Source organism: Curtobacterium sp. NPDC090217 (assembly GCF_044746705.1).
Classification (GTDB): domain Bacteria; phylum Actinomycetota; class Actinomycetes; order Actinomycetales; family Microbacteriaceae; genus Curtobacterium.
The window spans coordinates 113,644-137,508 of record NZ_JBIVCR010000001.1; the positions used below are offsets into that span (position 1 = coordinate 113,644).

A 23,865-nucleotide genomic window follows, 5' to 3' on the forward strand; every position below is an offset into this window, starting at 1 on the left:
TACGCATCCCCTCCGACAACCGTGCAGGATGGGCGGATGACCACGCCGAGGCCCGCAGTGCTCTTCGTCTGTGTCCACAACGCGGGCCGCTCCCAGATGGCCGCCGGGTACCTCCGGCACCTCGCCGGCGACCGCGTCGACGTCTTCTCCGCCGGTTCCGAGCCCGCCGACCGCATCAACCAGGTCGCGGTCGACGCGATGGCCGAGGACGGCGTCGACATCCTCGGCGAAGCACCGAGGATCCTCACCACGGACGCCGTCCGGCAGGCGGACGTCGTGATCACGATGGGCTGCGGCGACGCGTGCCCGGTGTTCCCGGGCAAGCGCCACGAGGACTGGGAGCTCAGGGATCCGGCCGGGCTCCCGCTCGACGCCGTCCGCCCGATCCGGGACGAGATCCGAGACCGCGTCCGGATGCTCATCGGCGAGCTGACACCGGGGGCACTGACCCCAGGGGCGCGGCCGTGACAACGATCGAGGACGCGAGCCGACAGCGGCCCCGAGCTGCCGGGGTCCTGACGAGGATCCCGGGCACGCTCGCCGTGGTCGGCGTGCTCCTCGTCGTCGGGATCGTCGGGCAGGGGTTGTGGTCCCCCACCCCAGCGCAGACCTGGTGGCAGGACGTCGCGTACGGGCTCCCCGCACTCGAGGACGGACGGTGGTGGACGCCGGTCACCGGGACGTTCTTCGTCGTCAGTCCGGCCGCGTACATCCCGACCCTCCTGGCCTTCGCCGGGATGGGACTGCTGGAGTGGCGCCGTGGGACGCGTGTCGCACTGCTGTCGTTCGGCATCGGTCAGCTCGTCGCCGTACTCGTCACCTGCGCGTTCCTGGCGGTCGCGTCGCTGTCGGCATGGCCGTGGGCCGACCGGCTCGCCGGCGTGCTCGACGTCGGGCCGTCCGGCGGCGCCGTCGCGTGCATCGCGGCGTGCTGCGCCCTGCTCCCGTCGCCGTGGCGGCAGCGACTCTGGGTGGTGGTGTTCGGGTACGCGGCGATCAGCGTCCTGTTCCTCGGCACCCTCGCGGACGTCGAGCACGCGGTGGCGGTGCTGTTCGCCCTCGCCGTGACGCGGTCGTTCCGGATCGAGCGGGCGACCCTCCGCGACCGGCGGCTCCTGGCGTTCGCGATCAGCCTCGCACTCGGGGCCGTGCAGGTCATCTCGCTGCTCGTCCCGACGGACGGTCCGTTCGGCCCCACGCAGGCGCTCGACGGACCGTGGATCGACGTGCTCGTCGACGTGGTCGTGATCGGGTTCGTCACGAACGGCCTGCGTCTGGGACGCCGGTGGGCCTGGGTCCTGACCGTCCTCGTCGCGCTGCTCAACATCGTCACGTCGGCGCTGCTCGTGCTGGTGCTCGCGGTCGACCCCGGCGTGCAGCTCGACGGCGACGACGCGCACCACGTCGTGGCGACGTCGGTGCTCTGGCTCGCGTTCCTGGTGTACCTCGCGGCGACGCGCAGCGCCTTCCGGTCCCGACGGCGACGGGCGCTCGGTGCCGTGAAGGGCCGGCGAGCGGCGGATCCACCGACGCTCGACGAGGTCCGCGAGACCATCAGGTCCGACGGCGGCGGCACCCTGTCCTGGATGGCGACGTGGGACGGCATGGAGTACCTCCGGACGACGACCGGCGTGGTCCCGTTCCAGAAGCACCTCGGGGTCGCGATCGTCCTGGCTGATCCGCTCGGCCCGGAAGGCGGCATCCCGGGCAGCGTCGCGGAGTTCGTCGCGGCGGCCGAACGGGACGCCCTCGTGCCGTGCTTCTTCAGCGCCGGCACCCGCACGCTCGACGCCGTTCCGCCCTCGTGGCGCAGCCTCGTCATCGCGGACGACACGATCGTGGACCTGCCGGGGCTCGCGTTCACCGGGAAGCCGTGGTCCCACGTCCGTACCGCGCTGAACCGGGCGGACCGCGAGCAGGTGACGTTCCGGATGACGTCGCTCGCGGACGAGACGTGGGGCGTCCGCCAGCAGCTCCGGGCGATCTCGGAGTCGTGGGTCGGCGACAAGGACCTCCCCGAGATGCGGTTCACGCTCGGCACCCTGCGCGAGGCCGAGGACCCCGAGGTGCGTCTGGCCCTGGCCGTGTCCGCCGTGGGCGACGTCGAGGGCTTCCTCAGCTGGCTGCCCGTGTACGGACCCGGCGGCGAACACCGCGGGTGGACGCTCGACCTGATGCGTCGGCGCGACGGCGGGTTCGGCCCCGTGATGGAGTTCCTCATCGGTTCCTCCGCCCGGACCTTCGCGGAGGAGGGCGCGCAGATCATGTCGCTCTCCGGCGCACCGCTCGCGCACGAGGTCGGCGACGACGAAGGGCAGATCGCCCGGCTGCTCGGCCAGCTCGCCGGCGTGCTGGAGCCGGTCTACGGGTTCACGTCGCTGCACCGCTTCAAGCAGAAGTTCAACCCGCGCTACGAGCCGATCCACCTGCTCTACCGCGACGAGGGCGACCTCGCCCGCATCGGGCCGGCGCTCGTCCGCGCGTTCCTGCCGGACGCCACGCTCCGGCAGTACGCAGCAGCGGGCATCGACATGATCCGCCGAGACTGAACGCACGAGCCTGACGGCTACGAGCCTGGCGCGCTCCCCCCGGGCAGCCCGGCCGCCCCGAGTCGCGTCGCCGCACGCGATCGAGCCCGCTGTGCCTCGAGCGCCGCTTCGAAGTCCGCTTCCCACCCGGGGTCCAGGTCGACCCCGACCCGTGCGGCCTCCTCGACGCTGAGCTCCTTCGGGAAGCCGTTCGTGTCCGACAGCAGGAACACGTCCCGGCCGGTCATGGTCCGCCCCTGGAACGCCCCGACCGCGGCGATGCCCGCTGCGAGGGTCCGGCGGAACGCGCGCTCCTCCTTCTGCAGGACGTCGATCACCTCGGAGCGCCGCTCCTGGACCGACGGGTAGTCGTCGGCGTACAGGTCCGCGATCACCGGCACGACCTCGCCGAGGAAGTCCTCGTGCAGCCCGAGCGCGAGCGCGAACCGGATCGCCCGACGGACCAGCCGCCGCATGACGTACCCCTGCTCCTTGTTCGACGGGCGCACGCCGTCCACGGCCAGGAACGTCGCCCCGCGGAGGTGGTCGACCACGATCCGCATCGCCGTCGTCTCGTCCTCGTACCGCTTGCCGGTCAGCTCCTGGAGCTTCTCGACGATCGGCCAGAGCAGGCTGATCCGGAAGACGTCGGACGAGTGGATCGCCGCGGCCGCGATCCGTTCCAACCCTCCCCCGAAGTCGACGTTCCGACGAGCGAGCGGTTCGAACGAGCCGTCCGCGAGGCGCCGGTACTGCATGAAGACCTGGTTGCCGATCTCCATGAACTGCCCGCTGTCGCTCGCCGGGTGCGCCTTGCCGAACGACGGGTCGTGGTGCTCGGGACCGAAGTCGTAGAACACCTCGCTGTCCGGCCCGCACGGGTCACCGATGGGCGTGGCTTCGAGCGACCCACCGCGCGACCACCAGTTCTCCCCGCCGTCGTAGAAGAAGACGTGCTCCCCCGGCCGCACCCCACGTGCATCACCGTCCGCCTGGCTGCCGATCGCCACGACCTCGGCGTCGATGCCGCGCTCGGCGAACACCGCCTGCCAGATGCTCGCGGCCTCGTCGTCACGGGGGATCCCGCGGGACGCGTCGCCGATGAAGCAGCTGACCGACAGGCGTGCCGGGTCGAGTCCGACGACGTCCACCAGGAACGTGAAGAACTGACGGATCTGGTGTTCCTTGAAGTAGTCGCCGAGGCTCCAGTTCCCGAGCATCTCGAAGAACGTCGTGTGCCGGTTGTCGCCGACGTCCTCGATGTCCTGCGCGCGGACGCACGGCTGGCTGTCGGTCAGTCGCACGCCGTCCGGGTGCGGTTCGCCGAGCAGGTACGGCAGCAGCGCCTGCATCCCGCTGCCGGTGAACAGCGTGCTGGTGTCGGCGGGGACCAGCGGCGCTGGACGGATCGCGACGTGCCCGCTCGCCTCCAGGTGCCGGAGGAACGCGGTTCGGATCTCATGCGCATCCATGTGCCCGACGCTAGCGCTCGGCGGGGCCGGCGGGCCGGCGCCGTCCGGTCGCGCGGTCTGCCGTGACCACACGACGGACTGGAGGCTCGTGGCGGCGCCGCCACGAGCCTCCAGTCCGGTGGTCCCGCCGCTACGCGGCGATCAGGAACTCGTCCCACTCGGCCTGCGGGCGCTCGACGCCGCGCACGACCCAGCTCGAACCGTGCGGCGCCTTCGGTCGGAACCGCAGGTGCCAGCCCATCTCCCGCGGGGTGCGGTCGCCCTTCGCGTTGTTGCAGGCCAGGCAGCACGCGACGAGGTTCTCCCACGAGTCCTCGCCCCCGCGCGACTTCGGCTGCACGTGGTCGATCGTGGTGGCGTGCCGGTCGCAGTAGGCGCACCGGTTGGCGTCCCGGCGGAGCACACCGCGCCGGGACACGGGCACGAGTCTCGAGTGCGGGATGCGCACGTACCTGGTGAGGATGATGACGGACGGACGGTCGAAGCTCGACGTCGACCCGGTGACGGGGTGTTCGACGTCGGCGGCGACGATGGCGGCCTTCTGGTTCATGACCAGCACGAGGGCCCGACGGAACGAGATGACCGCGAGGGGCTCGTAACCGGCGTTGAGGACGAGAGTGCGCATGGGTTCCCTTCCGACGTGCCTGGACGGCTTCCAGGCGGTGCGGGGCACCGGACCGGACGGCGACGAACGGGTGACCGCGAACCCGGTCCCGGAACGAAGAAGAGCACCACCCCGCAGGGCAGTGCTCTCCATCACGCTGGGGCGTGCAGTTGCACGCGGGTCGTGGTCGACCGTATGTCGACGTGCGCGCGCCGACCCATGGTGCGGGTCGTGCGTGACGATGACATGGGGTCTCCTGTTCGGGCCGTGTCGGGCCGATGTCGCCAGGTTAACCCAGAAACCGGCCCAGCACGAGGAGTGCTGGGCCGGTTCTCCGGTTGTTCAGGTTCGCCTCAGGCCACGCGGGCGAGTCAGACACCCATCCGGACGATGTGGTAGTCGCTCGTCCAGATCGGACGGATCGACACCGAGCCACCAGGCTTCGGGGCGTCCATGATCATGCCGTTGCCCATGTAGAAGCCGTCGTGCGCCTCGTTGTTGAAGATGACGACGTCGCCGGGCTGCGCCTCGGACTCGGGGATCGTGGTGCCGGCCTGGTCCTGCAGCGGCACGGAGTGCGCGAGGTTGATGCCGTACTGGGCGTACACGAACATGACGTAGCCCGAGCAGTCGAAGCCGGACGGGTCCGCGCCGCCGAAGACGTACGGGGTGCCGATGTACTGCTTCGCGGTGGCGACGACGGCCGGCAGCGAGAACGGGGTGTTCGCGGCCGGTGCGGTCGTCGTCGTCGTGGCGGCGGTGCTGGACTTCGCGAGGTAGTCCTGCGCGGTCGGGCCGGTGTACGACGCGTACTGCTTCGCGGTCGCGGCGCGGGCGGCGGCGACCTCGGCCGCGTGCTTCTGGGACGCGAGGGTCGCGGACGACGTCGCCGAGTAGCCGTCGCGGCTGGTGTCGGCGAGCGCGGCGGCGTCGGAGACGGACAGCTGCTGGCTCTGGGTCGTGCGGATCGCCTGCTGGGCGGTCGCGGTGTCGGAGGCACCGGACTGCTGCGTCGTGGCGAAGGCGGCGGGGACGGCCATCGTGCCGAACATGCCGGCGGCGACCGTCAGCACGATCGGGGCCATGAACTTGCGCTTGCGCGAGCTCGAGGACGGCTTGTCGCTCGGGGCGGCCGTGCGGGTCGCGACGGGCTTCTGCGCGTGGGTGCCGGTCGCGCGCATCGCACGGGTCGGGCTGGAGCGTCGGGAGGTCTTGGCCTCGGCTTCGCGAGCGGCCCGCCGGGTGAGCGGGGCAACTGCGTCGTCAGTCGAGTTCGTCGGGTTCGCGGGCGTCACGTCCGCGGCGGAACCGGTCTGCGTCAAGGTGTGGGGTCTCCGGCGTCTCGTCATCACCCGCCCGACCGGCCGTGGTCCGTGCTGGCCGTCGTGCGTGCGCAACCCCATCCGTTCGTCATCGTTTCCGATCGAGGCAGGAGACGGGTTCGAGACGTCCTGCCACGGGTTCCCGGGTCGCTGTCAGCCCGGGGACTCGTCGAGTGTACGGGTGCACCGTTACCTTGTCGAGACGAAAACGCCGCTTTGTAACAGAACGGTAAAGAAGCCCTGGTCAGAGCCGAGTTTTTCGTGCGCCCCAATTCGCGGGGCAGTGGTTCACTGACGTCCCCCGGTCGCGTACCCCGACGGGCTACGCGGCGTCGATGTAGACGTGCTGCGCGACCTCTGCCGGGAGCTCGATCCCAGCGTCTTCGCCGTCGACCCGCACCGCGACGTAGGCCCCTGCTCGCTGCACACTCGCGAGTCGACCGGGCATCACGCCGGCCGAGCGCAGCTGGTGCAGGAGTTCCGGCTCGAACTGGACGGGCTCGCCCAGACGGCGGATGACACCGGTCGCGACGGCGTCGGTGCCCTCGGTCGCGGCGACGATGTTGCGGACGCCGTCGAGGAAGCCGCCGGCATCGGGGCCACCGATCTCGGCGAGGCCGGGGATCGGGTTGCCGTAGGGCGACTCGGTCGGGTTGCCGAGCATCTCGAGCAGGCGGACCTCCACCTGTTCGCTCATGACGTGCTCCCAGCGGCAGGCCTCGTCGTGGACGAACGCCCAGTCGAGTCCGATGACGTCGGAGAGCAGACGCTCCGCCAGGCGGTGCTTGCGCATGACGTGGGTCGCGCGGGAGCGTCCCTCGTCGGTGAGTTCGAGGTGCCGGTCGCCGGAGACGACGACGAGGCCGTCCCGTTCCATCCGCGCGATCGTCTGCGAGACGGTCGGTCCGGAGTGCCCGAGGCGTTCGGAGATGCGCGCACGCAGCGGGACGATCCCCTCTTCTTCGAGGTCGAGGATCGTCCGGAGGTACATCTCCGTGGTGTCGACGAGATCGGTCACGGTCCGCCTCTCCTGTACTGGGCCCAGCGCAGCCCACCCTACTTGCTCGGGCCGACATGGAATGACCAACACTTGCACGAGTAAAGAATTCCGATGGGATACCACCTCGGTAGGATCGGTCCATGGCAGACATCGTCATCCCCGCCGAATTCCTCCCCACCGACGGCCGCTTCGGATGCGGCCCGTCCAAGATCCGCGGAGCGCAGCTCGAGTCCCTCGTGACCCGTGGGGCGACGATCCTCGGCACGTCCCACCGCCAGAAGCCCGTAAAGGACCTCGTCGGCTCCGTCCGCCAGGGCCTGGCCGACCTGTTCGACCTGCCCGAGGGCTACGAGGTCATCCTCGGCAACGGCGGATCGACCGCCTTCTGGGACGCCGCCGCGTTCGGACTGATCGAGCAGCGCGCCGAGAACCTGTCGTTCGGCGAGTTCGGCTCGAAGTTCGCCAAGGCCGCTGGTGCACCGTGGCTCGATGCGCCGCACGTGGTCGAGGCTCCTGGTGGCTCGCTCGCCGCGCTGGAGATCGTCGAGGGCGTCGACGTCTACGCGTACCCGCACAACGAGACCTCGACGGGCGTCATGGCGCCCGTGGTCCGCGCCGCCGGCGACCCCGGTGCCCTGACCGTCGTCGACGCCACGAGCGCCGCCGGCGGTGCGGCGTTCGACGTCAGCGCCACGGACGTCTACTACTTCGCGCCGCAGAAGAACTTCGCGTCGGACGGCGGGCTGTGGCTCGCGCTGTTCTCCCCCGCCGCGATCGAGCGCGTCGAGCGGATCGCCGCGTCCGGCCGGTACATCCCGGAGTTCCTGTCCCTGAAGAACGCCGTGGACAACTCCCGCCTGAACCAGACGCTGAACACCCCTGCGATCTCGACCCTGCTGCTCCTCGACGACCAGATCAGGTGGATCAACGAGTCCGGCGGGCTCGGGTGGGCGGACACCCGCACGAAGACGTCGTCGTCGATCCTCTACGACTGGGCGGAGTCGGTCGACTTCGCGACGCCGTTCGTGACGAACCCTGACCACCGGTCGCAGGTCGTCGCCACGATCGACCTCGACGACTCCATCGACGCGAAGGCGGTCGCCGCGACCCTGCGAGCGAACGGCATCGTCGACACCGAGCCGTACCGGAAGCTCGGGCGGAACCAGCTCCGCGTCGCGACCTTCACGGCGATCGACCCCGACGACGTGCAGAAGCTCGTCGGTGCGATCACCCACGTGGTCGGCGCGCTGCAGGGCTGACGCCCGGGCACCCCGGAACACACGAAACGCCGCCGGATCCGGCGGCGTTTCGTCGTTGTGGGGGCGTGTCAGCGGGACGGAGGTGTGTCGTCGAGTTCGTCGACGTCCACGCCGTCGATCTCGTCGTCGTCCGACTCGGCGAGGTCGTCCTCGTCGTCGTCGAAGTCGTCGTCATCGTCGTCGTCCGACTCGTCGTCGTCCTCGTCATCGGACTCATCGTCGTCCTCGTCCGACTCGTCGTAGTCGTCGGCCTCTTCATCAGAGTCCTCGTCGTCGGACTCGTCGGACTCCTCGTCGTGGCCGTCCTGCGCCGCGCGGTACTCGGCGAGCCGCTCGGACCACGGCACCCAGTCCGGCGCGACGAGCGACCCGTCGCCGGGCATCAGCTCGACCTCGAGCACGGTCGGTTCGTCGCCCTCGACCTGGGCGATGCTGACGGTCCAGCGCCACCCCGGGTACCCGGGCATCCGGTTGGCGAACAGGTACGAGACGACGCCGTCGCCCTCGTCCGTGGTCCCGGCAGCGCCGCCGATGGTCGACTCGGCGGTCACCTCGAGGAGGGCCGTGCGAGCGAGCGCGCGGAGCTCGGGAACCTCCGGGGGCGCTGGCCGCTCGGGTGGAGCTGGCCGCTCGTGGGGCTCGGTCTGGTCGGTCATGGTCATGCGTCCAATTGGTCTGCGACGTGCCGCAGGATCGCGGCGAGGCGTGTGCCGTTCTTCGGGTAGCGACCGTGGCGGAGGTCTCCGCTGATCCGGTCGAGTTCCTTCACGAGGTCCTCCACGATGACGGCCATGTCGTCCGCCGAGCGGCGCGACATCTTCGCCAGCGACGGCTGCGGGTCGAGCAGGTGCACGGAGAGCGCCTGCGAGCCGCGCTTGCCCTGCACGACGCCGTACTCGAGCCGTGTGCCGTTCTTCACGGTGGTCACGCCGTCCGGGAGCGAGGAGGCGTGCAGGAAGACCTGGTCGCCATCGTCGCCGGTGATGAACCCGAACCCCTTCTGGTCGTCGTAGAACTTGACCTTGCCGGTGGGCATGCGTGGACTCCTCGATAGGTCTGCGGCCGTGGTGCGGATATCCTGGGTCGATGGCCAAGCCGACCCGATCCCCCGGGGACACGCGGAACTCCGCTGAACCCCCGGCGACGTTCAATCGTACCGAACGCACCCTCGCGTTCATGGTGGGCGGCATCATCGTCTTCACGATCCTCTGCTTCGCCGCCATGATCATCGGCTGGCTGACGCTCGGCACGATCCCTGGCACGGGCATCTGGCCCATCGTCCTGGGGATCCTCTACGTCGGACCGCCGATCGCGCTCGTGCTGATCTTCGTCCTGCTGGGCGTCACGTGGACCCGCAAGGCCCGAGCGAACCGGGAAGCCCGCTGACGTCCGCTCCGGACGCCGGCAGAGGACGATGACGACCACCGCCGACCTGGCCGCCCGGTTGCGGGCGATGCCGGACGACGACCTCGAGCGGCTCATCGTCGCGCGCGAGCTCCCGACCGCGGTCCTCGGCGAGACCGGCCCGCAGAGCGTCGCGGACTTCTTCGACCTCGCCGAGGCGTTCCGCGCGGACGCCGCGGTCGACGCCGCGATCGAACGGCTCCCCCGACGCACCCTCGTCGCGCTCCGCGACGGCGCCGCCGGTCCCGACCTGGCCCCGGCGATCGCACTCGCCCTGGCAGCCGAGGACGGCAGGGTCGACGACGCGGTCGCGGCACGCGTGGCCGCCCACCCCGACCTCGTGGGTCTGACGGGAGGCCCGGTGCCGGCCCGCCCCGCAGCCGCCGCCACGGAGACGGCCGGGTCCACCACCGCGCGCACCACCGGCGCGGAGCACGCGTTCGCGACGATGACGATGCTCGCGGAACTCCTCCGCGCGGTCGACGACGGCGGTGTCCGCGAGCTCGTCAAGGGCGGCATCGGTTCACCACTCGCGCGTGCCCTCGCCGAGCGTTCCGGCGCCGACCCGGACGTCGTCCCCGGACGGCTCGACCTGCTCGAACGCATCCGCTTCACCAGCACCGCCGACGGCGCCTGGTCCCTGACCGACGACGGCCTCGAGTGGCTGACGACCCCGTGGGCGGGCCGTTGGGCCGGGCTCGTCGCGCGCTGGCACGAGGGGCTCGACCCCGCCGTGGGCGAGGTCATCGCGGTGGCGGACGGCGACTGGCGCGACCTCGTCTCCCTCGGCCGCTGGGCATACCCGGCCGGCGCGCGGTGGCTGGACGCCGTCCTGCTCGACGTCGGCGGCACGGGCGCGGCGCTGGGCGTGACGGTCGACGGCGTCGTGACGGACACCGGGCGCGTCCTGCTCGGCGACGACCGGGCAGCGGCCGAGCGTGCAGCAGAGGCCGACCTGCCCGCCACGGTCGAGGGGGTCTACCTCCAGCACGACCTGACGGTCATCGCGCCTGGGCCGCTCGCGCCGGCGGACGACGCCGAACTCCGCACCGTCGCCGACCTCGAGGCGCCGGGACTCGCGGCACGGTACCGCGTCTCCGAGGACTCGCTCCGCCGAGCACTCCGGTCGGGCAGCTCCCGGCAACAGGTCGTCGACCTCTTCGGACGCATCGGTCTGACCGGGGTCCCGCAGCCGCTGGCGTACCTCGTCGACCAGGTCGCCGCCCGGGACGGCAGCATCGTCGTCGACCGGCAGGGCGACGGCGTGGGCACCGTCGTCCGCGGGACCGCCGACCAGCTCGACCTCATCGGCGTGGACGCCGAGCTGCGCCAGCTGGCGTGGGAGCGTCCGGACCTGACCACGCTCGTCTCCCGCTACCCGGCCCACGTGGTGCACGCAGCGCTGGAGGACCAGCGCTACCCGGCCGTGCTGCAACCCGGCGCCCGCCCCGAGACGCGCCACGAGCCTCCAGGCCGGCGCCGGGCCGTCGGCCGGTCCCCGGAAGCCGCGGCCAGAGGGGTCGTCGAGCGGCTCCGGCTGACGACCCAGCGGGGCGACGCCGAGCCGGAGCAGGAGTGGCTGGGGCGGCAGATCGACCTCGCCGTCCGCGGTCGCACGCCGATCCGCGTGGTCGTCCGGATGCCGGACGGCAGCGAGCGCCCGTTCTCGATCGTGCCGACCTCGGTCGCCGCCGGACGCATCCGCGGCAAGGACATCGCGGCGGACGTCGAACGGACCCTGCCGCTGTCGCTCGTCGTGTCCGTCGACAGCGAAGCCTGACCCAGGCGTGCTCGGCTAGGCTAGAAGGTCATGAACGGACCGCTGATCGTCCAGAGCGACCGCACGGTACTGCTCGAGGTCGCGCACCCCGACGCCGAGGACGCGCGCCACGAGCTCGCCGTGTTCGCCGAGCTCGAGCGCGCGCCGGAACACGTGCACACCTACCGCATCACGCGCCTCGGCCTGTGGAACGCGCGCGCCGCCGGGCACGACGCCGAGTCCATGATCGACACGCTCGAGCGCTTCGCGAAGTTCCCGGTGCCGCAGAGCGTCACCGTGGACATCCGCGACACCGTCTCCCGGTACGGACGCCTCGTGATCCGGCGTGAGGACCCCGTGGACGCGCCGGTCATCGCGAACTCCCCCGGCGAAGCACTCGAGCGGCAGCCGACCCTCCTGCTCACGGCGACGGACCCGTCGGTCCTCGCCGAGGTGGTCCGCTCGAAGCGCATCAAGCCGCTGCTCGGCGACAAGCGCTCGGACACCGCCATCGAGCTGCAGCAGTGGGCACGCGGGCAGATCAAGCAGGAGCTCGTGAAGATCGGCTGGCCGGCGGAGGACCTCGCCGGGTACACGCCGGGGCAGCCCCACGCCATCGACCTCGACACCTCCTCGTGGAGTCTCCGCCCCTACCAGGAAGACGCCGTGGGCAGCTTCTTCGCGCAGGGGTCCGGTGTCGTCGTGCTGCCATGTGGTGCCGGCAAGACGCTCGTCGGCGCCGGGGCGATGGCGACCGTCAAGGCCACGACGCTCATCCTCGTGACGAACACCGTGTCCGCCAGGCAGTGGCGCTCCGAGCTGCTGCGCCGGACGAGCCTGACCGAGGACGAGATCGGCGAGTACTCCGGCAGCGTCAAGGAGATCCGGCCGGTCACGATCGCGACGTACCAGATCCTCACCGCCCGCCGGAAGGGCGAGTACACGCACCTGTCACTCCTCGATGCGCTCGACTGGGGCCTCGTGGTCTACGACGAGGTGCACCTGCTGCCGGCGCCGGTCTTCAAGCTGACCGCCGACCTGCAGGCCCGACGACGCCTGGGCCTCACCGCCACCCTGGTGCGCGAGGACGGCCGCGAAGGCGACGTGTTCTCCCTCATCGGCCCGAAGCGGTACGACGCACCGTGGAAGGAGATCGAGGCCCAGGGCTACATCTCCCCCGCTGCGTGCTACGAGGTGCGGATCGACCTGCCGCACGAGGACCGGCTGGAGTACGCGGCGTCCGGCGACGACGAGCGATACCGGCTCGCGGCGACGACCCCGGCGAAGACCCCGGTGGTGCGCTCGCTCATCGAGCGGCACCGCGGCGAGCAGATCCTGGTGATCGGGCAGTACATCGACCAGCTGGACTCCTTGGCCGCGTCACTCGATGCCGCCGAGATCACCGGCGCGACGCCCATCGACGAGCGGGAGCGGCTGTTCCAGGCGTTCCGCGAGGGCTCGATCGACGTGCTCGTCGTGTCGAAGGTGGCGAACTTCTCGGTGGACCTGCCGGACGCCACGGTCGCCATCCAGATCTCGGGCTCGTTCGGGTCGCGGCAGGAAGAGGCGCAGCGGCTCGGGCGACTCCTGCGGCCGAACAAGGACGGCTTGCCGGCATCGTTCTACACGCTCGTGACGCGGGACACGGTGGACCAGGACTTCGCGCAGAACCGGCAGCGGTTCCTCGCGGAGCAGGGGTACTCGTACACGATCCTCGACGCCGACCAGGTGACGTCTGCTTCGCTCTCAGGAAACGTTTAGCCAACAGTCAGAGGATGGGGTCATGACCGATGGCCCCAAGATCCTGATCGTCGACGACGAGCCGAACATCCGCGATCTCCTCACGACCTCGCTCCGCTTCGCCGGGTTCGCCGTGCGTGCGGTCGGGAACGGCGCGCAGGCGATCTCCGCCGTGCTCGAGGAAGAGCCGGACCTGATCATCCTCGACGTCATGCTCCCCGACATGAACGGGTTCGGCGTCACCAAGCGCCTTCGTTCCTCCGGGTACACCTCGCCGATCCTGTTCCTCACGGCGAAGGACGACACCGAGGACAAGATCACCGGCCTCACCGTCGGCGGCGACGACTACGTCACGAAGCCGTTCTCGCTCGACGAGATCGTCGCCCGCATCAAGGCGATCCTCCGTCGCACGATGAACGACGAGGAAGACGCGATCATCCGCGCCGGCGAGCTCACGATGGACCAGGACACGCACGAGGTCACCATCGGCGACGCGCAGATCGAGCTCTCCCCGACCGAGTTCAAGCTGCTCCGCTACCTCATGCTCAACCCCAACCGCGTGTTGTCGAAGGCGCAGATCCTCGACCACGTGTGGGAGTACGACTTCAACGGGGACGCCGGCATCGTCGAGTCCTACATCTCGTACCTGCGCCGGAAGCTCGACCAGTACTCGACCGAGCCGATCATCCAGACGAAGCGTGGGTTCGGTTACATGCTCAAGGCGTCGAAGGCCTCCTGAGGCGTTCGCGTTCGTCGCGTTCTTCACGGCGCTCGTCCGGTTTCGCCGGACGGGCGCCGTCTACCGTTGAGGCAGCATGCACTCCAGAATGAACCGCTGGTGGGACGGCATCTCCCTGCGCACCAAGATCACCGGGATCACGGTGCTCCTGGTCGCGCTCGGGCTGCTCGTCGCCGGGCTCGGCACCATGACGGTGCTGTCGACCTACCTGGTCTCTCGTCTGGACAACCAGGTGACGACGACGACGTCGCAGCTCGAAGGGCAGAACATCAGCGACGGTGAGCAGTACTGCAAGCTCACCATGGTGCTCGAGAAGAGCTCGTACGTCGCCGCCTACGACGGGGACGGCAAGCAGATCTGCGACACGCAGTCGACGTCGCAGCCGGACATCTCGTCGGTGAACTTCTCCGCGGCCACGAAGGCGAACGCCCCGTTCAGCCTCTACGACAAGCAGCACAACCACGAGTGGCGCGCGCAGGTGATCCCGGCGAACCTGCAGAACCTGTCGACCGGTGCCACCGAGACCGGTTACGTCCTCGTCGCCGTGTCCAGCGCGGACACCGACCAGACCATCGCGCGGTTCACGGTCATCTTCCTGGGCTTCGGCATCTCGGTGATCCTGCTCGGCGCTATGCTCACCCGGCTCCTCGTGACCGCCACCTTCGACCCGCTGCGCGACGTCGAGGACACCGCCGCCCGGTTCGCCGCCGGTGACTTCAACCAGCGCCTCGAGGACGACACCCCGAACACCGAGGTCGGCCGACTCAACCGCTCGTTGAACGCGATGCTCGAGCGGATCGACAGCGCGTTCGAGGACCGGCAGCGCACCATCGACCAGATGCGCCGGTTCGTCGGCGACGCGTCGCACGAACTGCGCACGCCCCTGGTGTCCCTCCGCGGGTACGCCGAGCTGTACCGGATGGGTGCGCTCCGCAAGGAAGAGGACGTCGCCCAGGCGATGGGCCGCATCGAGAAGGAAGCCCAGCGCATGGGGCTCCTCGTGCAGGACCTCCTCCAGCTCGCACGCATCGACGAGTCGAAGCCGCTCGAGCTCGGCCCTGTGGACCTCGTGGCCATCGCCCGCGACTCGGCGCTCGACACCATGGCGTCGAACCCCGACCGCGAGATCCAGGTGCTCGTCGAGGACGTGCCGCAGGCCGTGCGTGCGCCGTCGGCGTTCGGACCGGCCGCGGTCTCCCCGTCGTCGGACTCCGCTCCGGCGTCGCCGTCCGCCAACACCACCGGTCCGATCGCGTTCTCCCGTCAGACCCTCGCCCGGCTGCGTGCCCGCCGGAACCGCGCCATGAACGTGGACGCACCGCCGACGGACGAGACGACGCCGCTGCCCACCGTCGTGATGCCGAAGCGCCCGCCGATCGTCCTGGCGGAGGAGAACAAGATCCGGCAGGTCGTGACGAACCTGATGGGCAACGCCATGCGGTTCACCGAGCACGACGACCCGATCGAGATCGGCATCGGCGTGGACGACGACCGCGGCATGGCGCACATCGACGTCATCGACCACGGCGAGGGCATCCCGCCGCAGCTCCGCGACAAGATCTTCCAGCGCTTCTGGCGTGCGGACACCTCCCGCGCGCGGGACACCGGCGGCTCGGGGCTCGGCCTCGCGATCGTGTCCGGGATCGTCGCCGCACACCAGGGTTCGGTGGAGGTCATCGACACCGAGGGCGGCGGTGCCACCTTCCGCATCTGGCTCCCGCTGCTCCCCCGCGACTACACCCCGCCCGCCCCGGAGTCCCCCGCCGCCCCCACCCTGTCCTGAGCCGGCGCCCGCCGTCCGCAGGGCCCCGCACACCCGCGGGCTGTCTCGCGCCCGCGGGGCCCTGCACATCCGCCCGCTGTCCCGCGCCCGCGGGGCCCTGCACATCCGCCCGCTGTCCCGCGCCCGCGGGGCCTCCGCCGCCCGCCCCCCCTCCCCCCCCCGACCGGTCACAACACCCCGCTCAGCTCCGCCGAGTGGCCGCAAATCGTCGTTCGGCGGGTTCTCGCCCGACGTTCTGCGACCGGTCGGAGGTGAGCCAACGGGGAGTCGTGACCACTCGAGGCGCCGCGATTGGTGCGGCGTGGTCGGTCTCATGCGGCGGACCGACGATCTGTGCCCAGTCGCTGCTCGAACGCCTGGTGGAGACGCTCGAACACGACGGCGGGACGATGCGCGTCGGCTGATGTGGCGTGCACGGCGATCCAGCCGTTGACGACGAACCCGTTGTCGCGCCGCTGGTCCTGCTGAAAGACGTCGCGCGCGCGATGATGATCGCCGTCGTACTCGAACGCGATGCGCAACTCGGGCCAGGCCATGTCCACGCGGCCGAGCAACTGCCGGTTCGCGTCTCGTACCTCGACGTTCAGCTCCGGCTCCGGGAACCCGGCGTCGACGATCGCCAGCCGGAACCAAGTCTCCATCGCCGATTCCGCGCCGACCCGCACGAGGCCGACCGCGGTCCGCGCTGCGATCGAGGACCGCGAACCCGGGATGATCGCGCCGGCCAGGTCCGCCATCGTCGTCTCGAAGTGGCTCCGCCCCACGAAGTGGTCCCCGACGGCGACGAGTGCACGGGTGCCGAGGAGCGAGGCGCACTGTGCCCAGGAATCAGCCGGCGTGGCGAGCCGTCGTCCGCCCGACTCCGTGACACCGGCGGCAGAGAGACGGTGGCCCCGGACGTTCGGGCGGCGCATTCGTGGAGCGTCCGAGACCGTCGACACATGGACGGCCGGATCGTCCTGCACCGCCTTCGGCAGGGGTGCACCCCAGAGTCGCGCGGCCGTCGTGTGGCTGAAGAACTGATCGGGCCGCATCACGAGGGACAGGGCGGTGACGAACGACTCGAATCCGTGACTGTCCACGGCGGCCCTGACCCCGTGGACGGGCCTCGACAGGTCCGAGCGACGGAGCCGTTCGGCGTTCACGCCGTGGGCGGCAGCGTCGGAGACGCGGAAGGCGCGGTGCAGGAGGACATCGGGCAGCGGTCGTGGGTGCGGCATCCCTGATCGTGCGTCGAGATGCCCGGAAGCCGCTCAGCGCCGGACGAAACGGTGGAGAGCGACGGGATTGGAGCCTCCTGTGTGGGACTCAGCTCGCGGGCGGGCGCTCACCACTGGTCACGACACCCCGTCAGAGTGCTGCCCACTGGTCACAGTCCGTCGCCTGAAGCCTCGCCACCCGACAACTTGTGACCACTCGGCGGAAGTGAGCGGGGTGTTGCGACCGGTCGACGAGCGCCCGGCCGCGTGCACCCGACCCTGCGCGCACGCGGAAGCGCCCGCGCACGCGGAAGGCCCCCGCACGCGCAGCGTGCGGGGGCCTTCGGAACGACGGACTAGAAGTCCATGCCACCCGTCGGGTCGCCGGCGGGAGCAGCAGGGGTGCGCTCCGGCTTGTCGGCGACGACGGCCTCGGTCGTGAGGAACAGCCCGGCGATCGACGCGGCGTTCTGCAGCGCCGAGCGGGTCACCTTGGCCGGGTCGATGATGCCGGCGGCGATCAGGTCGACGTACTCACCGGTCGCGGCGTTGAGGCCCCAGCCGGACTCGAGCTCGCGGACGCGAGCAGCGACGACGCCCGGCTCCATGCCGGCGTTGAGCGCGATCTGCTTGAGCGGCGCGTCGATCGCCACGCGGACGATGTTCGCACCGGTCGCCTCGTCACCCTCGAGCGCGAGGGACTCGAGCGCCACGGCACCGGCCTGGATGAGGGCGACGCCACCACCGGCGACGATGCCCTCTTCGACGGCTGCCTTCGCGTTGCGGACGGCGTCCTCGATGCGGTGCTTGCGCTCCTTGAGCTCGACCTCGGTCGCGGCACCCGCCTTGATGACGGCCACGCCACCGGCGAGCTTCGCGAGGCGCTCCTGGAGCTTCTCGCGGTCGTAGTCGGAGTCGGTCGCCTCGATCTCGGAGCGGATCTGACGGACGCGGCCGGCGATCTGCTCCTCGTCGCCAGCACCCTCGACGATGGTGGTCTCGTCCTTGGTGATGATGACCTTGCGGGCCTTGCCGAGCAGGTCGAGCGTGGCGTTCTCGAGCTTGAGGCCGACCTCTTCCGAGATGACCTGGCCGCCGGTGAGGATCGCGATGTCCTGCAGCATGGCCTTGCGACGGTCGCCGAAGCCCGGGGCCTTGACGGCGACGGACTTGAAGATGCCGCGGATCTTGTTCACGACGAGGGTCGCGAGCGCTTCGCCGTCGACGTCCTCGGCGATGATCAGGAGCTGCTTGCCCGCCTGGATCACCTTGTCGACGACCGGCAGGAGGTCCTTGATGTTCGAGATCTTCGAGTTGACGATCAGGATGTAGGCGTCCTCGAAGACGGCTTCCTGACGCTCGGGGTCGGTGACGAAGTACTGCGACAGGTAGCCCTTGTCGAAGCGCATGCCCTCGGTGAGCTCGAGCTCGGTGCCGAAGGTGTTCGACTCCTCGACGGTGACGACGCCTTCCTTGCCGACCTTGTCGATGGCCTCGGCGATGAGCGCGCCGATCGTCGGGTCCGCGGCGGAGATCGACGCGGTCGCGGCGATCTGGTCCTTGGTCTCGATGTCCTTGGCGTTCGCGAGCAGCTGGTCCGAGACGGCCGCGACCGCCTTCTCGATGCCGCGCTTCAGCGAGACGGGGTCGGCACCCGCGGCGACGTTGCGGAGGCCTTCGCGGACGAGGGCCTGGGCGAGCACGGTCGCGGTGGTCGTCCCGTCACCGGCGACGTCGTCGGTCTTCTTGGCGACCTCCTTGACGAGCTCCGCACCGATCTTCTCGTACGGGTCGTCGAGCTCGATCTCCTTGGCGATGGAGACACCGTCGTTCGTGATCGTGGGGGCGCCCCACTTCTTCTCGAGGACGACGTTGCGGCCGCGCGGGCCGAGCGTCACCTTCACGGCGTCGGCCAGCTGGTTCAGGCCGCGCTCGAGGCCTCGGCGGGCCTCCTCGTCGAAAGCAATGATCTTAGCCATGTGAGTTTCTCGTCCCTCCCGGACGTCGTGGGGGTCTTCTGGCACTCAGTACGACCGAGTGCCAATCCCGATTCTGGCACTCACCCCCTGAGAGTGCAACACACGACGCCCTGCACGAACGGCGCGCCGCACCACACGAACGAACGCGCCGCCCCGCACGAACGAACGCGCCGCCCCGACGGGACGACGCGTTCGCGAGTGGTTCGGCGACTAGGCCGGACGCACCGACTCGGCCTGCGGGCCCTTGGACCCCGTGCCGACGTCGAACGTCACTGCCTGACCCTCTTCGAGGACCTTGTAGCCGCTCATGTCGATGGCCGAGTAGTGGACGAACACGTCCTGGCCCCCTCCATCGACGGTGATGAAGCCGAAGCCCTTTTCAGCGTTGAACCACTTGACGGTTCCGTTGGCCATGATCTGTTGCTCCCTGCGGTACTGCTGTTGCGATCGACGGCACCGTCGGGAGGCGCCGCGGGTCCGAGTCCCGGGCTTTCCTGGCGTGCGTACCGAGGTGCGACGACATTCCGATCACGGGGTGACCACTTGTGACTCTAATCAGGAAGCGCGATTCGGCAAGGGGTGTGACGGGTATTTCACGACGATTCCGCCGGAACTCAACGTGCCGGAAACACAGTTGTTACAAAAGGAAGGCTCAACCGCTGAAGTCGGCCCCGAGCACGACACTGATGTCGGCATTCGGGAACGCCGCCGACTGTTCCACGGCGGTGACCCCGAGGGACTGCGCGATCCCCTTCGCGAGCGCGGCCTGCGACTCCTGCTGGTAGTACACGATCGTCGACGCGGTGCCCGTGGTCCCGGCGTTGCCGCTCGAGGTCACCTTCCACCCAGCTGCGGTCAGCTTCGACGTGCCCGAGGCCGCGAGCCCGGGCGTCGACGTGCCGTTCAGGACGACGAGCGTCGTGCTGCCCTGGTCCGACGGCGTCGCGGCAGCGGCCTCCGACGACGAAGACGACGAGGAACCGTCCGGCGACGAGGACGAAGACGGCGAAGCGGACGACGACGCTGACGCCGACGGCGCGGACGACGAGTCGCCGGTGAACGAGTAGCTGCCGTTCAGGAGCGCGAGGACGAGCACCCCGATGCCGACCAGCACGCCCGTCGCGAGCGCTGCCCACGCGAACGCGATCCAGCCGCGTCCCCGCCGGTGCACGCCGCGGTGCGCACCGACTCGTGGCCCGTCGGTCACGTCGTCGAAGCGGTCATGGGGGAATCTCGTCATCGTTCCTCTTCGGTTCCGGTGGCGGTCGCCGGCTGGACGAAGCTGCGGTTCGCCCGCGCGCTGGTCCGCGCACGGCGCAGTCGCTGCAGTCGCCCGACGAGCTGGGGGTCGTATGCCAGCGCCGCCGGGGAGTCGATCACCCGGTTGAGCACCTGGTAGTAGCGCGCCGGCGACATGTCGAACTCGACCCGGATCTCGGCTTCCTTCGTCCGGTCGTGCCGCGCACGCTCGTGCTCGAAGGCGAGCACGTGCTTGGCGAGCTCGCTGAGCTCGTCCGCGGGGATGGTGGTCACGACGGTCCGATCACATTCGGGTAACGGGTCTCGCACATCGTAGGGGTGCCGTCGATGTCGACCCTGGCATGGCGCTGGACTGTCGCGGAATCGGCCGCTGGCCCTCTCAGAACCAGCGGATCGTGGTGCCGAAGGCGTCGGACACCGCGACCGCGACGCCGTCGACCGACAGGGTCGCGAACGCGCCGGGAGCCGCGGCGTCGACGTCGTCCGGCAGCGTGGCCGCGACACCCGTCAGGATGCCCGTCCGCTCGAGGGCGATCCAGCGCACGCCGCGTTCGGCGACGCGGTCGACGAACCGTTGGCGGTCCGGCCCGGGGACGTAGACGAGGGTCCCGGTGGTCAGCACGACCGGCTCGCAGTCGTCCGGCAGCAGGTCGAGTGCACGGTCCAGGTCGTCCGGCACGCGGCCGGCGACCCGGACGGGAGGCACGGCGAGCGTCGCGCGCGCCGCCGCACGCATCAGGGCGGTGCGGTCCAGTGCCTCCGGCGGCACCGCCTCCACCACCCGGTCGAACGCGTGGGGCGCGGCGAGGTCGATCGGGTTCGGGTCGAGGGCGACGCGCGTCGCGATCCGGATCGGCGCCGTGGCCGGCGCCGGGACCGCTCCCGATGCGTCCGCGACGAGGTGGATCGACGGGTCCGCCGCGGCGGTGGCCATCCGCACGGTGCGGGATCGCGCCCCCTGATGGTCATCGCGCCCGGTCGTGACGGGGTGCGATGTCCGGGACGGGGCGCGATCCGGATCGGCCGCGACACGGTAGTCGAGCGTCACGCGGTCGGGGATCGAGCACAGCCCGGCGGACGCACCGACGTCGACCAGCCCGATCGGCCGCGAGACCGTCGCGGCGAGCGCCGCGAACAGCGGGACGACCGGACCGAGCCGCCGCGGGTCGTTCGCCTGCACCGTGGCGGAGGCGAGGGCCGCGACGAGCGTGGGGCGAGCCTCCCGTCCGAGGGCGCGGAGCGCTCCCGGAACCGACGGATCCGCGCCCAGCCGACGCGCGACCGCGAACAGCAGCTCCGGTTGCCGTTGGGTCGCCGGGACCTCGTCGAGGAGCCCGATCAGGTGGTCGTCGAGCGAGCGCGCCCATGCGGCGTAGGTCGGCGAGACGGACGCGATCCGGTCGGCGTACGCGGCGTAGCGGGCGCGGGTGCTCACCCGCGGTACATCCCGAGGTGGCGGATGCCCGCCTCCACGTACGGTTCGCCGAACCGCACGAACCCGTGCCGTTCGTAGAGCGCCGCGACGTACTCCTGCGCGTGCAGGACGAACGGTTCGTGCCCGTGGGCCTCGAGCACCGCCGCGACCAGACGTCCCGCGATCCCGGTGCCGCGGTGGTCGGGGTGCGTCGCGACACGACCGATCACCCACGCCGGGGCTGCCGTGTCCGCCGGGTGCACCTCACCGGCTGCCGGACGGATCAGCCTGAGGTACCCGACCGCTTCGGCGTCGGTTCCGAACCACCAGTGCTCGGTGTCGGGTTCGCGGTCGCGGTCGTCGAAGTCCTCGTCCGAGACGCGTTGCTCGAGTGCGAACACGCGATTGCGCAACCGGACGATGCCGTACAGTTCGTCCGTCGTCAGACGGTCCCACGAGGCGCGTTGCACGGAATGCTCGGACACCCGGGCGAGTTTACTGACAGTGGCTGCATCCCAGAGCCAGAAGCAGGAGGCACATCAATGGCTTACAACGTCGAGAAGTCCGACGCCGAGTGGCGCGAGGAACTCTCCCCCGAGCAGTACGCCGTCCTCCGGCAGGCCGGCACCGAGCGTCCCTGGACGGGTGAACTCCTGGACGAGGAACGTGCCGGGATCTACACCTGTGCGGCATGTGGCGCCGAGCTGTTCAAGAGCGGCACGAAGTTCGACTCCGGCTGCGGTTGGCCGTCGTTCTACGAGTCGGTGAACCCGGAGGCCGTGACCCTGATCGAGGACAACTCCCTCGGCATGGCACGCACCGAGGTCCGCTGCGCGAACTGCGGCTCGCACCTCGGGCACGTGTTCCCCGACGGCTTCGGCACGCCGACCGGCGACCGGTACTGCATGAACTCGCTCTCGCTGAACTTCTCCGAGCAGAGCGAATGAGTCACCGACGCGCTCACCGGTAAGATGATGCGCGTCAGCCGGCATGGCGCAATTGGTAGCGCACCGTACTTGTAATACGGGGGTTGCGGGTTCAAGTCCCGCTGCCGGCCCAGTGCTGTCGGGATCCCCTGACGGAGCGAGAGCCCCGGGCGACCATGTCGCTCGGGGCTCTCGGCGCAGGTGGAACACGGATCAGGGGGCGTTCCGGGGCGCTCGGCGCGGTAACCAGCCGGCCGTACCGGGATGATGACACCTCACCCAACCGCCCGTCCAGACTCGCTGAGCGACCTCGCGGCTTCCCGCAACGAACGCTCAGCGACCGCCCCGGATCTTGCGCTCCCGCTGTGCGACGCCGGCCGTGCCGTAGGGGTAGTCGTCGATCCGCGGGGCGCTCGCGTCCGTCAGCGCCTGCAGTTCGGCGTCGGTGAGCACGAGGTCGGCCGCACCGAGGTTGTCCTCGAGCTGCGACACCGTCCGCGCGCCGAGGATGACGCTCGTGACCGCCGGGCGGGCGAGGAGCCACGCGAGCGCGACCTGCGAGCGCGATGCACCGTGCGCATCCGCCACACCGGAGAGCACGTCGAGCACCTCCCACGTCCGCTCGTCGCCGTTCCGGGCTTCCCATGCCTCCATGCCGCGCTCGGGGTTCTCGCCGAGGCGGGTGGAGCCGGTCGGCGCCTCGTCGCGCTGGTACTTGCCGGAGAGCCACCCACCGGCGAGCGGCGACCACGGCAGCAGTCCGATACCGGCGTCGAGGCACGCGGGGACCACTTCGTGCTCGATGTCGCGGACGAGCAGGTTGTACTGGGGCTGCAGGGTGACGGGCGGTGCGAAGTGGTGGGCACGGGCCTCGTACACGGCCTTCGTGACCTGGTACCCGAGGTAGTTCGAGAAGCCGTACGAGCCGATCTTGCCCGCGGACACGGCGTCGTCGAGGAAGCGCAGGGTCTCCTCGATCGGTGTCAGGGCGTCCCACGCGTGCATCTGGTAGAGGTCGATGTGGTCGACGCCGAGCCGCTCCAGGGAGGCGTCGAGTGCGACACGGAGGTGCCGCCGCGACAGCCCGAGGTCGTTCGGCCCGTCGCCCTGCGGGAAGCGGCCCTTCGTCGCGATGACGATCTGCTCGGCCTCGGTGGGGTGTGCCGCGAGCCACCGGCCGATGATGCGCTCGGACTCGTTGCCGGAGTACACGTCCGCCGTGTCGACGAGCGTGCCGCCCGCTGCGACGAAGGCGTCGATCATCGCGTGCGAGGTGGGTTCGTCGGCTTCGCTGCCGAACGTCATGGTGCCGAGGGTCAGGGTGGACACCGCTGTCCCGCTGTTCCCGAGGAGTCTGTATTCCATGCGGCGGACGCTACGCCGCGTCGCCGCCGGGCCGAGAGGCCCCGGCAGTACCCGTCAGCGCGTGGCGGACAGGGCGGTGCGGTCCAGGAACGCGATCGCCGCCTGCCGGAAC

Annotated in this window: 23 protein-coding genes and 1 tRNA gene; 10 read left to right on the forward strand and 14 right to left on the reverse strand. The window is 70.4% G+C overall.

The features are described 5' to 3' along the window. The first annotated feature begins 36 nt into the window (after positions 1–36). Both ACIPJ2_RS00550 and ACIPJ2_RS00555 read left to right on the forward strand, forming a co-directional pair. Positions 37–468, forward strand: a complete 432-nt coding sequence (locus ACIPJ2_RS00550; protein ID WP_402727127.1) for an arsenate reductase ArsC — start codon at positions 37–39, stop codon at positions 466–468. Then, entirely contained in the window at positions 465–2,549 is a 2,085-nt protein-coding gene (locus tag ACIPJ2_RS00555; protein ID WP_402727128.1) for a bifunctional lysylphosphatidylglycerol flippase/synthetase MprF, read from the forward strand. Before ACIPJ2_RS00550 ends, ACIPJ2_RS00555 begins: the two co-directional genes overlap by 4 nt. 17 nt (positions 2,550–2,566) lie before the next feature. On the opposite strand, the gene ACIPJ2_RS00560 is transcribed toward ACIPJ2_RS00555, so the two are convergent. The 4 genes from ACIPJ2_RS00560 to ACIPJ2_RS00575 form a co-directional block, all read right to left on the reverse strand. After that, positions 2,567–4,000 (reverse strand): alanine--tRNA ligase-related protein, encoded by a 1,434-nt coding sequence (locus tag ACIPJ2_RS00560; protein ID WP_402727129.1) that lies wholly within the window; start codon positions 3,998–4,000, stop codon positions 2,567–2,569. A 130-nt stretch (positions 4,001–4,130) separates the two neighbouring features. Beyond that, positions 4,131–4,625, reverse strand: a complete 495-nt coding sequence (locus tag ACIPJ2_RS00565) for an HNH endonuclease (RefSeq protein WP_281265840.1) — start codon at positions 4,623–4,625, stop codon at positions 4,131–4,133. Between the two features lie 350 nt (positions 4,626–4,975). Continuing rightward, entirely contained in the window at positions 4,976–5,926 is a 951-nt protein-coding gene (locus tag ACIPJ2_RS00570; protein ID WP_402727130.1) for a C40 family peptidase, read from the reverse strand. 322 nt (positions 5,927–6,248) lie between these two features. Continuing rightward, positions 6,249–6,944 (reverse strand): metal-dependent transcriptional regulator, encoded by a 696-nt coding sequence (locus ACIPJ2_RS00575; protein WP_281265842.1) that lies wholly within the window; start codon positions 6,942–6,944, stop codon positions 6,249–6,251. Between the two features lie 122 nt (positions 6,945–7,066). On the opposite strand from ACIPJ2_RS00575, the gene serC reads away from it, so the two are divergent. Further along, a complete protein-coding gene (serC, locus tag ACIPJ2_RS00580) occupies positions 7,067–8,185 on the forward strand; it encodes a phosphoserine transaminase (protein WP_402727131.1) in 1,119 nt (372 codons plus the stop codon). Positions 8,186–8,253: 68 nt separating this feature from the next. On the opposite strand, the gene ACIPJ2_RS00585 is transcribed toward serC, so the two are convergent. Both ACIPJ2_RS00585 and ACIPJ2_RS00590 read right to left on the reverse strand, forming a co-directional pair. Further along, a complete protein-coding gene (locus tag ACIPJ2_RS00585) occupies positions 8,254–8,847 on the reverse strand; it encodes a DUF3027 domain-containing protein (RefSeq protein ID WP_402727132.1) in 594 nt (197 codons plus the stop codon). Continuing rightward, complete coding sequence (locus ACIPJ2_RS00590) at positions 8,844–9,221, reverse strand: cold-shock protein (RefSeq protein WP_281265845.1); 378 nt, start codon at positions 9,219–9,221, stop codon at positions 8,844–8,846. Before ACIPJ2_RS00590 ends, ACIPJ2_RS00585 begins: the two co-directional genes overlap by 4 nt. Before the next feature lie 50 nt (positions 9,222–9,271). Between ACIPJ2_RS00590 and ACIPJ2_RS00595 the strand changes: the two genes are divergently transcribed. The 5 genes from ACIPJ2_RS00595 (at position 9,272) to ACIPJ2_RS00615 (ending at position 15,610) form a co-directional block, all read left to right on the forward strand. Beyond that, on the forward strand, positions 9,272–9,571 hold the full coding sequence (locus tag ACIPJ2_RS00595) for a multidrug ABC transporter ATPase (RefSeq protein WP_402727133.1): 300 nt from the start codon (positions 9,272–9,274) through the stop codon (positions 9,569–9,571). A 28-nt stretch (positions 9,572–9,599) separates the two neighbouring features. Then, complete coding sequence (locus ACIPJ2_RS00600) at positions 9,600–11,369, forward strand: helicase-associated domain-containing protein (RefSeq protein WP_402727134.1); 1,770 nt, start codon at positions 9,600–9,602, stop codon at positions 11,367–11,369. Positions 11,370–11,399: 30 nt separating this feature from the next. Continuing rightward, positions 11,400–13,109, forward strand: a complete 1,710-nt coding sequence (locus ACIPJ2_RS00605; RefSeq protein ID WP_402727135.1) for a DNA repair helicase XPB — start codon at positions 11,400–11,402, stop codon at positions 13,107–13,109. 22 nt (positions 13,110–13,131) lie between these two features. Continuing rightward, entirely contained in the window at positions 13,132–13,827 is a 696-nt protein-coding gene (locus ACIPJ2_RS00610; RefSeq protein WP_056120555.1) for a response regulator transcription factor, read from the forward strand. Between the two features lie 76 nt (positions 13,828–13,903). Then, positions 13,904–15,610, forward strand: coding sequence for a sensor histidine kinase (locus tag ACIPJ2_RS00615; RefSeq protein ID WP_402727136.1), 1,707 nt, complete (start codon positions 13,904–13,906; stop codon positions 15,608–15,610). 311 nt (positions 15,611–15,921) lie between these two features. Here ACIPJ2_RS00615 and ACIPJ2_RS00620 read toward each other — a convergent pair whose 3' ends face one another. The 7 genes from ACIPJ2_RS00620 to ACIPJ2_RS00650 form a co-directional block, all read right to left on the reverse strand. Beyond that, positions 15,922–16,830 carry a hypothetical protein gene (locus ACIPJ2_RS00620; protein ID WP_402727137.1) on the reverse strand — a complete coding sequence of 303 codons (909 nt, stop codon included), beginning with the start codon at positions 16,828–16,830 and terminating at the stop codon, positions 15,922–15,924. Positions 16,831–17,165: 335 nt separating this feature from the next. Beyond that, on the reverse strand, positions 17,166–18,788 hold the full coding sequence (gene groL, locus ACIPJ2_RS00625) for a chaperonin GroEL (RefSeq protein ID WP_281265851.1): 1,623 nt from the start codon (positions 18,786–18,788) through the stop codon (positions 17,166–17,168). A gap of 210 nt (positions 18,789–18,998) precedes the next feature. Continuing rightward, a complete protein-coding gene (locus ACIPJ2_RS00630; RefSeq protein ID WP_022903461.1) occupies positions 18,999–19,202 on the reverse strand; it encodes a cold-shock protein in 204 nt (67 codons plus the stop codon). A gap of 238 nt (positions 19,203–19,440) precedes the next feature. Next, on the reverse strand, positions 19,441–20,028 hold the full coding sequence (locus ACIPJ2_RS00635) for a LytR C-terminal domain-containing protein (RefSeq protein ID WP_402727138.1): 588 nt from the start codon (positions 20,026–20,028) through the stop codon (positions 19,441–19,443). Further along, a complete protein-coding gene (locus ACIPJ2_RS00640; protein WP_402727139.1) occupies positions 20,025–20,321 on the reverse strand; it encodes a DUF3263 domain-containing protein in 297 nt (98 codons plus the stop codon). The genes ACIPJ2_RS00635 and ACIPJ2_RS00640 overlap by 4 nt, the downstream gene beginning before the upstream one ends. A 106-nt stretch (positions 20,322–20,427) precedes the next feature. Next, positions 20,428–21,483: a DUF2332 family protein gene (locus tag ACIPJ2_RS00645; protein WP_402727140.1), complete on the reverse strand. Its 1,056-nt coding sequence runs from the start codon at positions 21,481–21,483 to the stop codon at positions 20,428–20,430. Beyond that, positions 21,480–21,947, reverse strand: a complete 468-nt coding sequence (locus ACIPJ2_RS00650; protein ID WP_402727141.1) for a GNAT family N-acetyltransferase — start codon at positions 21,945–21,947, stop codon at positions 21,480–21,482. Before ACIPJ2_RS00650 ends, ACIPJ2_RS00645 begins: the two co-directional genes overlap by 4 nt. A gap of 57 nt (positions 21,948–22,004) precedes the next feature. On the opposite strand from ACIPJ2_RS00650, the gene msrB reads away from it, so the two are divergent. Then, positions 22,005–22,409: a peptide-methionine (R)-S-oxide reductase MsrB gene (gene msrB, locus ACIPJ2_RS00655; protein ID WP_281265856.1), complete on the forward strand. Its 405-nt coding sequence runs from the start codon at positions 22,005–22,007 to the stop codon at positions 22,407–22,409. A 37-nt stretch (positions 22,410–22,446) separates the two neighbouring features. After that, positions 22,447–22,519 (forward strand) — tRNA-Thr (locus ACIPJ2_RS00660). Between the two features lie 202 nt (positions 22,520–22,721). On the opposite strand, the gene ACIPJ2_RS00665 is transcribed toward ACIPJ2_RS00660, so the two are convergent. Beyond that, complete coding sequence (locus ACIPJ2_RS00665) at positions 22,722–23,753, reverse strand: aldo/keto reductase (protein WP_402727142.1); 1,032 nt, start codon at positions 23,751–23,753, stop codon at positions 22,722–22,724. Positions 23,754–23,865: the final 112 nt, after the last annotated feature.

What these genes read in the sequence shown, in the direction of transcription:
- ACIPJ2_RS00550 (WP_402727127.1), top strand. Translation starts at nt 37, where the DNA reads ATGACCACGCCGAGGCCCGCAGTGCTCTTCGTCTGTGTCCACAACGCG.
- ACIPJ2_RS00560 (WP_402727129.1), bottom strand. Translation starts at nt 4,000, where the DNA reads ATGGATGCGCATGAGATCCGAACCGCGTTCCTCCGGCACCTGGAGGCG.
- ACIPJ2_RS00565 (WP_281265840.1), bottom strand. Translation starts at nt 4,625, where the DNA reads ATGCGCACTCTCGTCCTCAACGCCGGTTACGAGCCCCTCGCGGTCATC.
- serC (WP_402727131.1), top strand. Translation starts at nt 7,067, where the DNA reads ATGGCAGACATCGTCATCCCCGCCGAATTCCTCCCCACCGACGGCCGC.
- ACIPJ2_RS00585 (WP_402727132.1), bottom strand. Translation starts at nt 8,847, where the DNA reads ATGACCATGACCGACCAGACCGAGCCCCACGAGCGGCCAGCTCCACCC.
- ACIPJ2_RS00590 (WP_281265845.1), bottom strand. Translation starts at nt 9,221, where the DNA reads ATGCCCACCGGCAAGGTCAAGTTCTACGACGACCAGAAGGGGTTCGGG.
- ACIPJ2_RS00595 (WP_402727133.1), top strand. Translation starts at nt 9,272, where the DNA reads ATGGCCAAGCCGACCCGATCCCCCGGGGACACGCGGAACTCCGCTGAA.
- ACIPJ2_RS00600 (WP_402727134.1), top strand. Translation starts at nt 9,600, where the DNA reads ATGACGACCACCGCCGACCTGGCCGCCCGGTTGCGGGCGATGCCGGAC.
- ACIPJ2_RS00605 (WP_402727135.1), top strand. Translation starts at nt 11,400, where the DNA reads ATGAACGGACCGCTGATCGTCCAGAGCGACCGCACGGTACTGCTCGAG.
- ACIPJ2_RS00610 (WP_056120555.1), top strand. Translation starts at nt 13,132, where the DNA reads ATGACCGATGGCCCCAAGATCCTGATCGTCGACGACGAGCCGAACATC.
- ACIPJ2_RS00615 (WP_402727136.1), top strand. Translation starts at nt 13,904, where the DNA reads ATGCACTCCAGAATGAACCGCTGGTGGGACGGCATCTCCCTGCGCACC.
- ACIPJ2_RS00620 (WP_402727137.1), bottom strand. Translation starts at nt 16,830, where the DNA reads ATGCCGCACCCACGACCGCTGCCCGATGTCCTCCTGCACCGCGCCTTC.
- groL (WP_281265851.1), bottom strand. Translation starts at nt 18,788, where the DNA reads ATGGCTAAGATCATTGCTTTCGACGAGGAGGCCCGCCGAGGCCTCGAG.
- ACIPJ2_RS00630 (WP_022903461.1), bottom strand. Translation starts at nt 19,202, where the DNA reads ATGGCCAACGGAACCGTCAAGTGGTTCAACGCTGAAAAGGGCTTCGGC.
- ACIPJ2_RS00635 (WP_402727138.1), bottom strand. Translation starts at nt 20,028, where the DNA reads ATGACGAGATTCCCCCATGACCGCTTCGACGACGTGACCGACGGGCCA.
- msrB (WP_281265856.1), top strand. Translation starts at nt 22,005, where the DNA reads ATGGCTTACAACGTCGAGAAGTCCGACGCCGAGTGGCGCGAGGAACTC.
- ACIPJ2_RS00665 (WP_402727142.1), bottom strand. Translation starts at nt 23,753, where the DNA reads ATGGAATACAGACTCCTCGGGAACAGCGGGACAGCGGTGTCCACCCTG.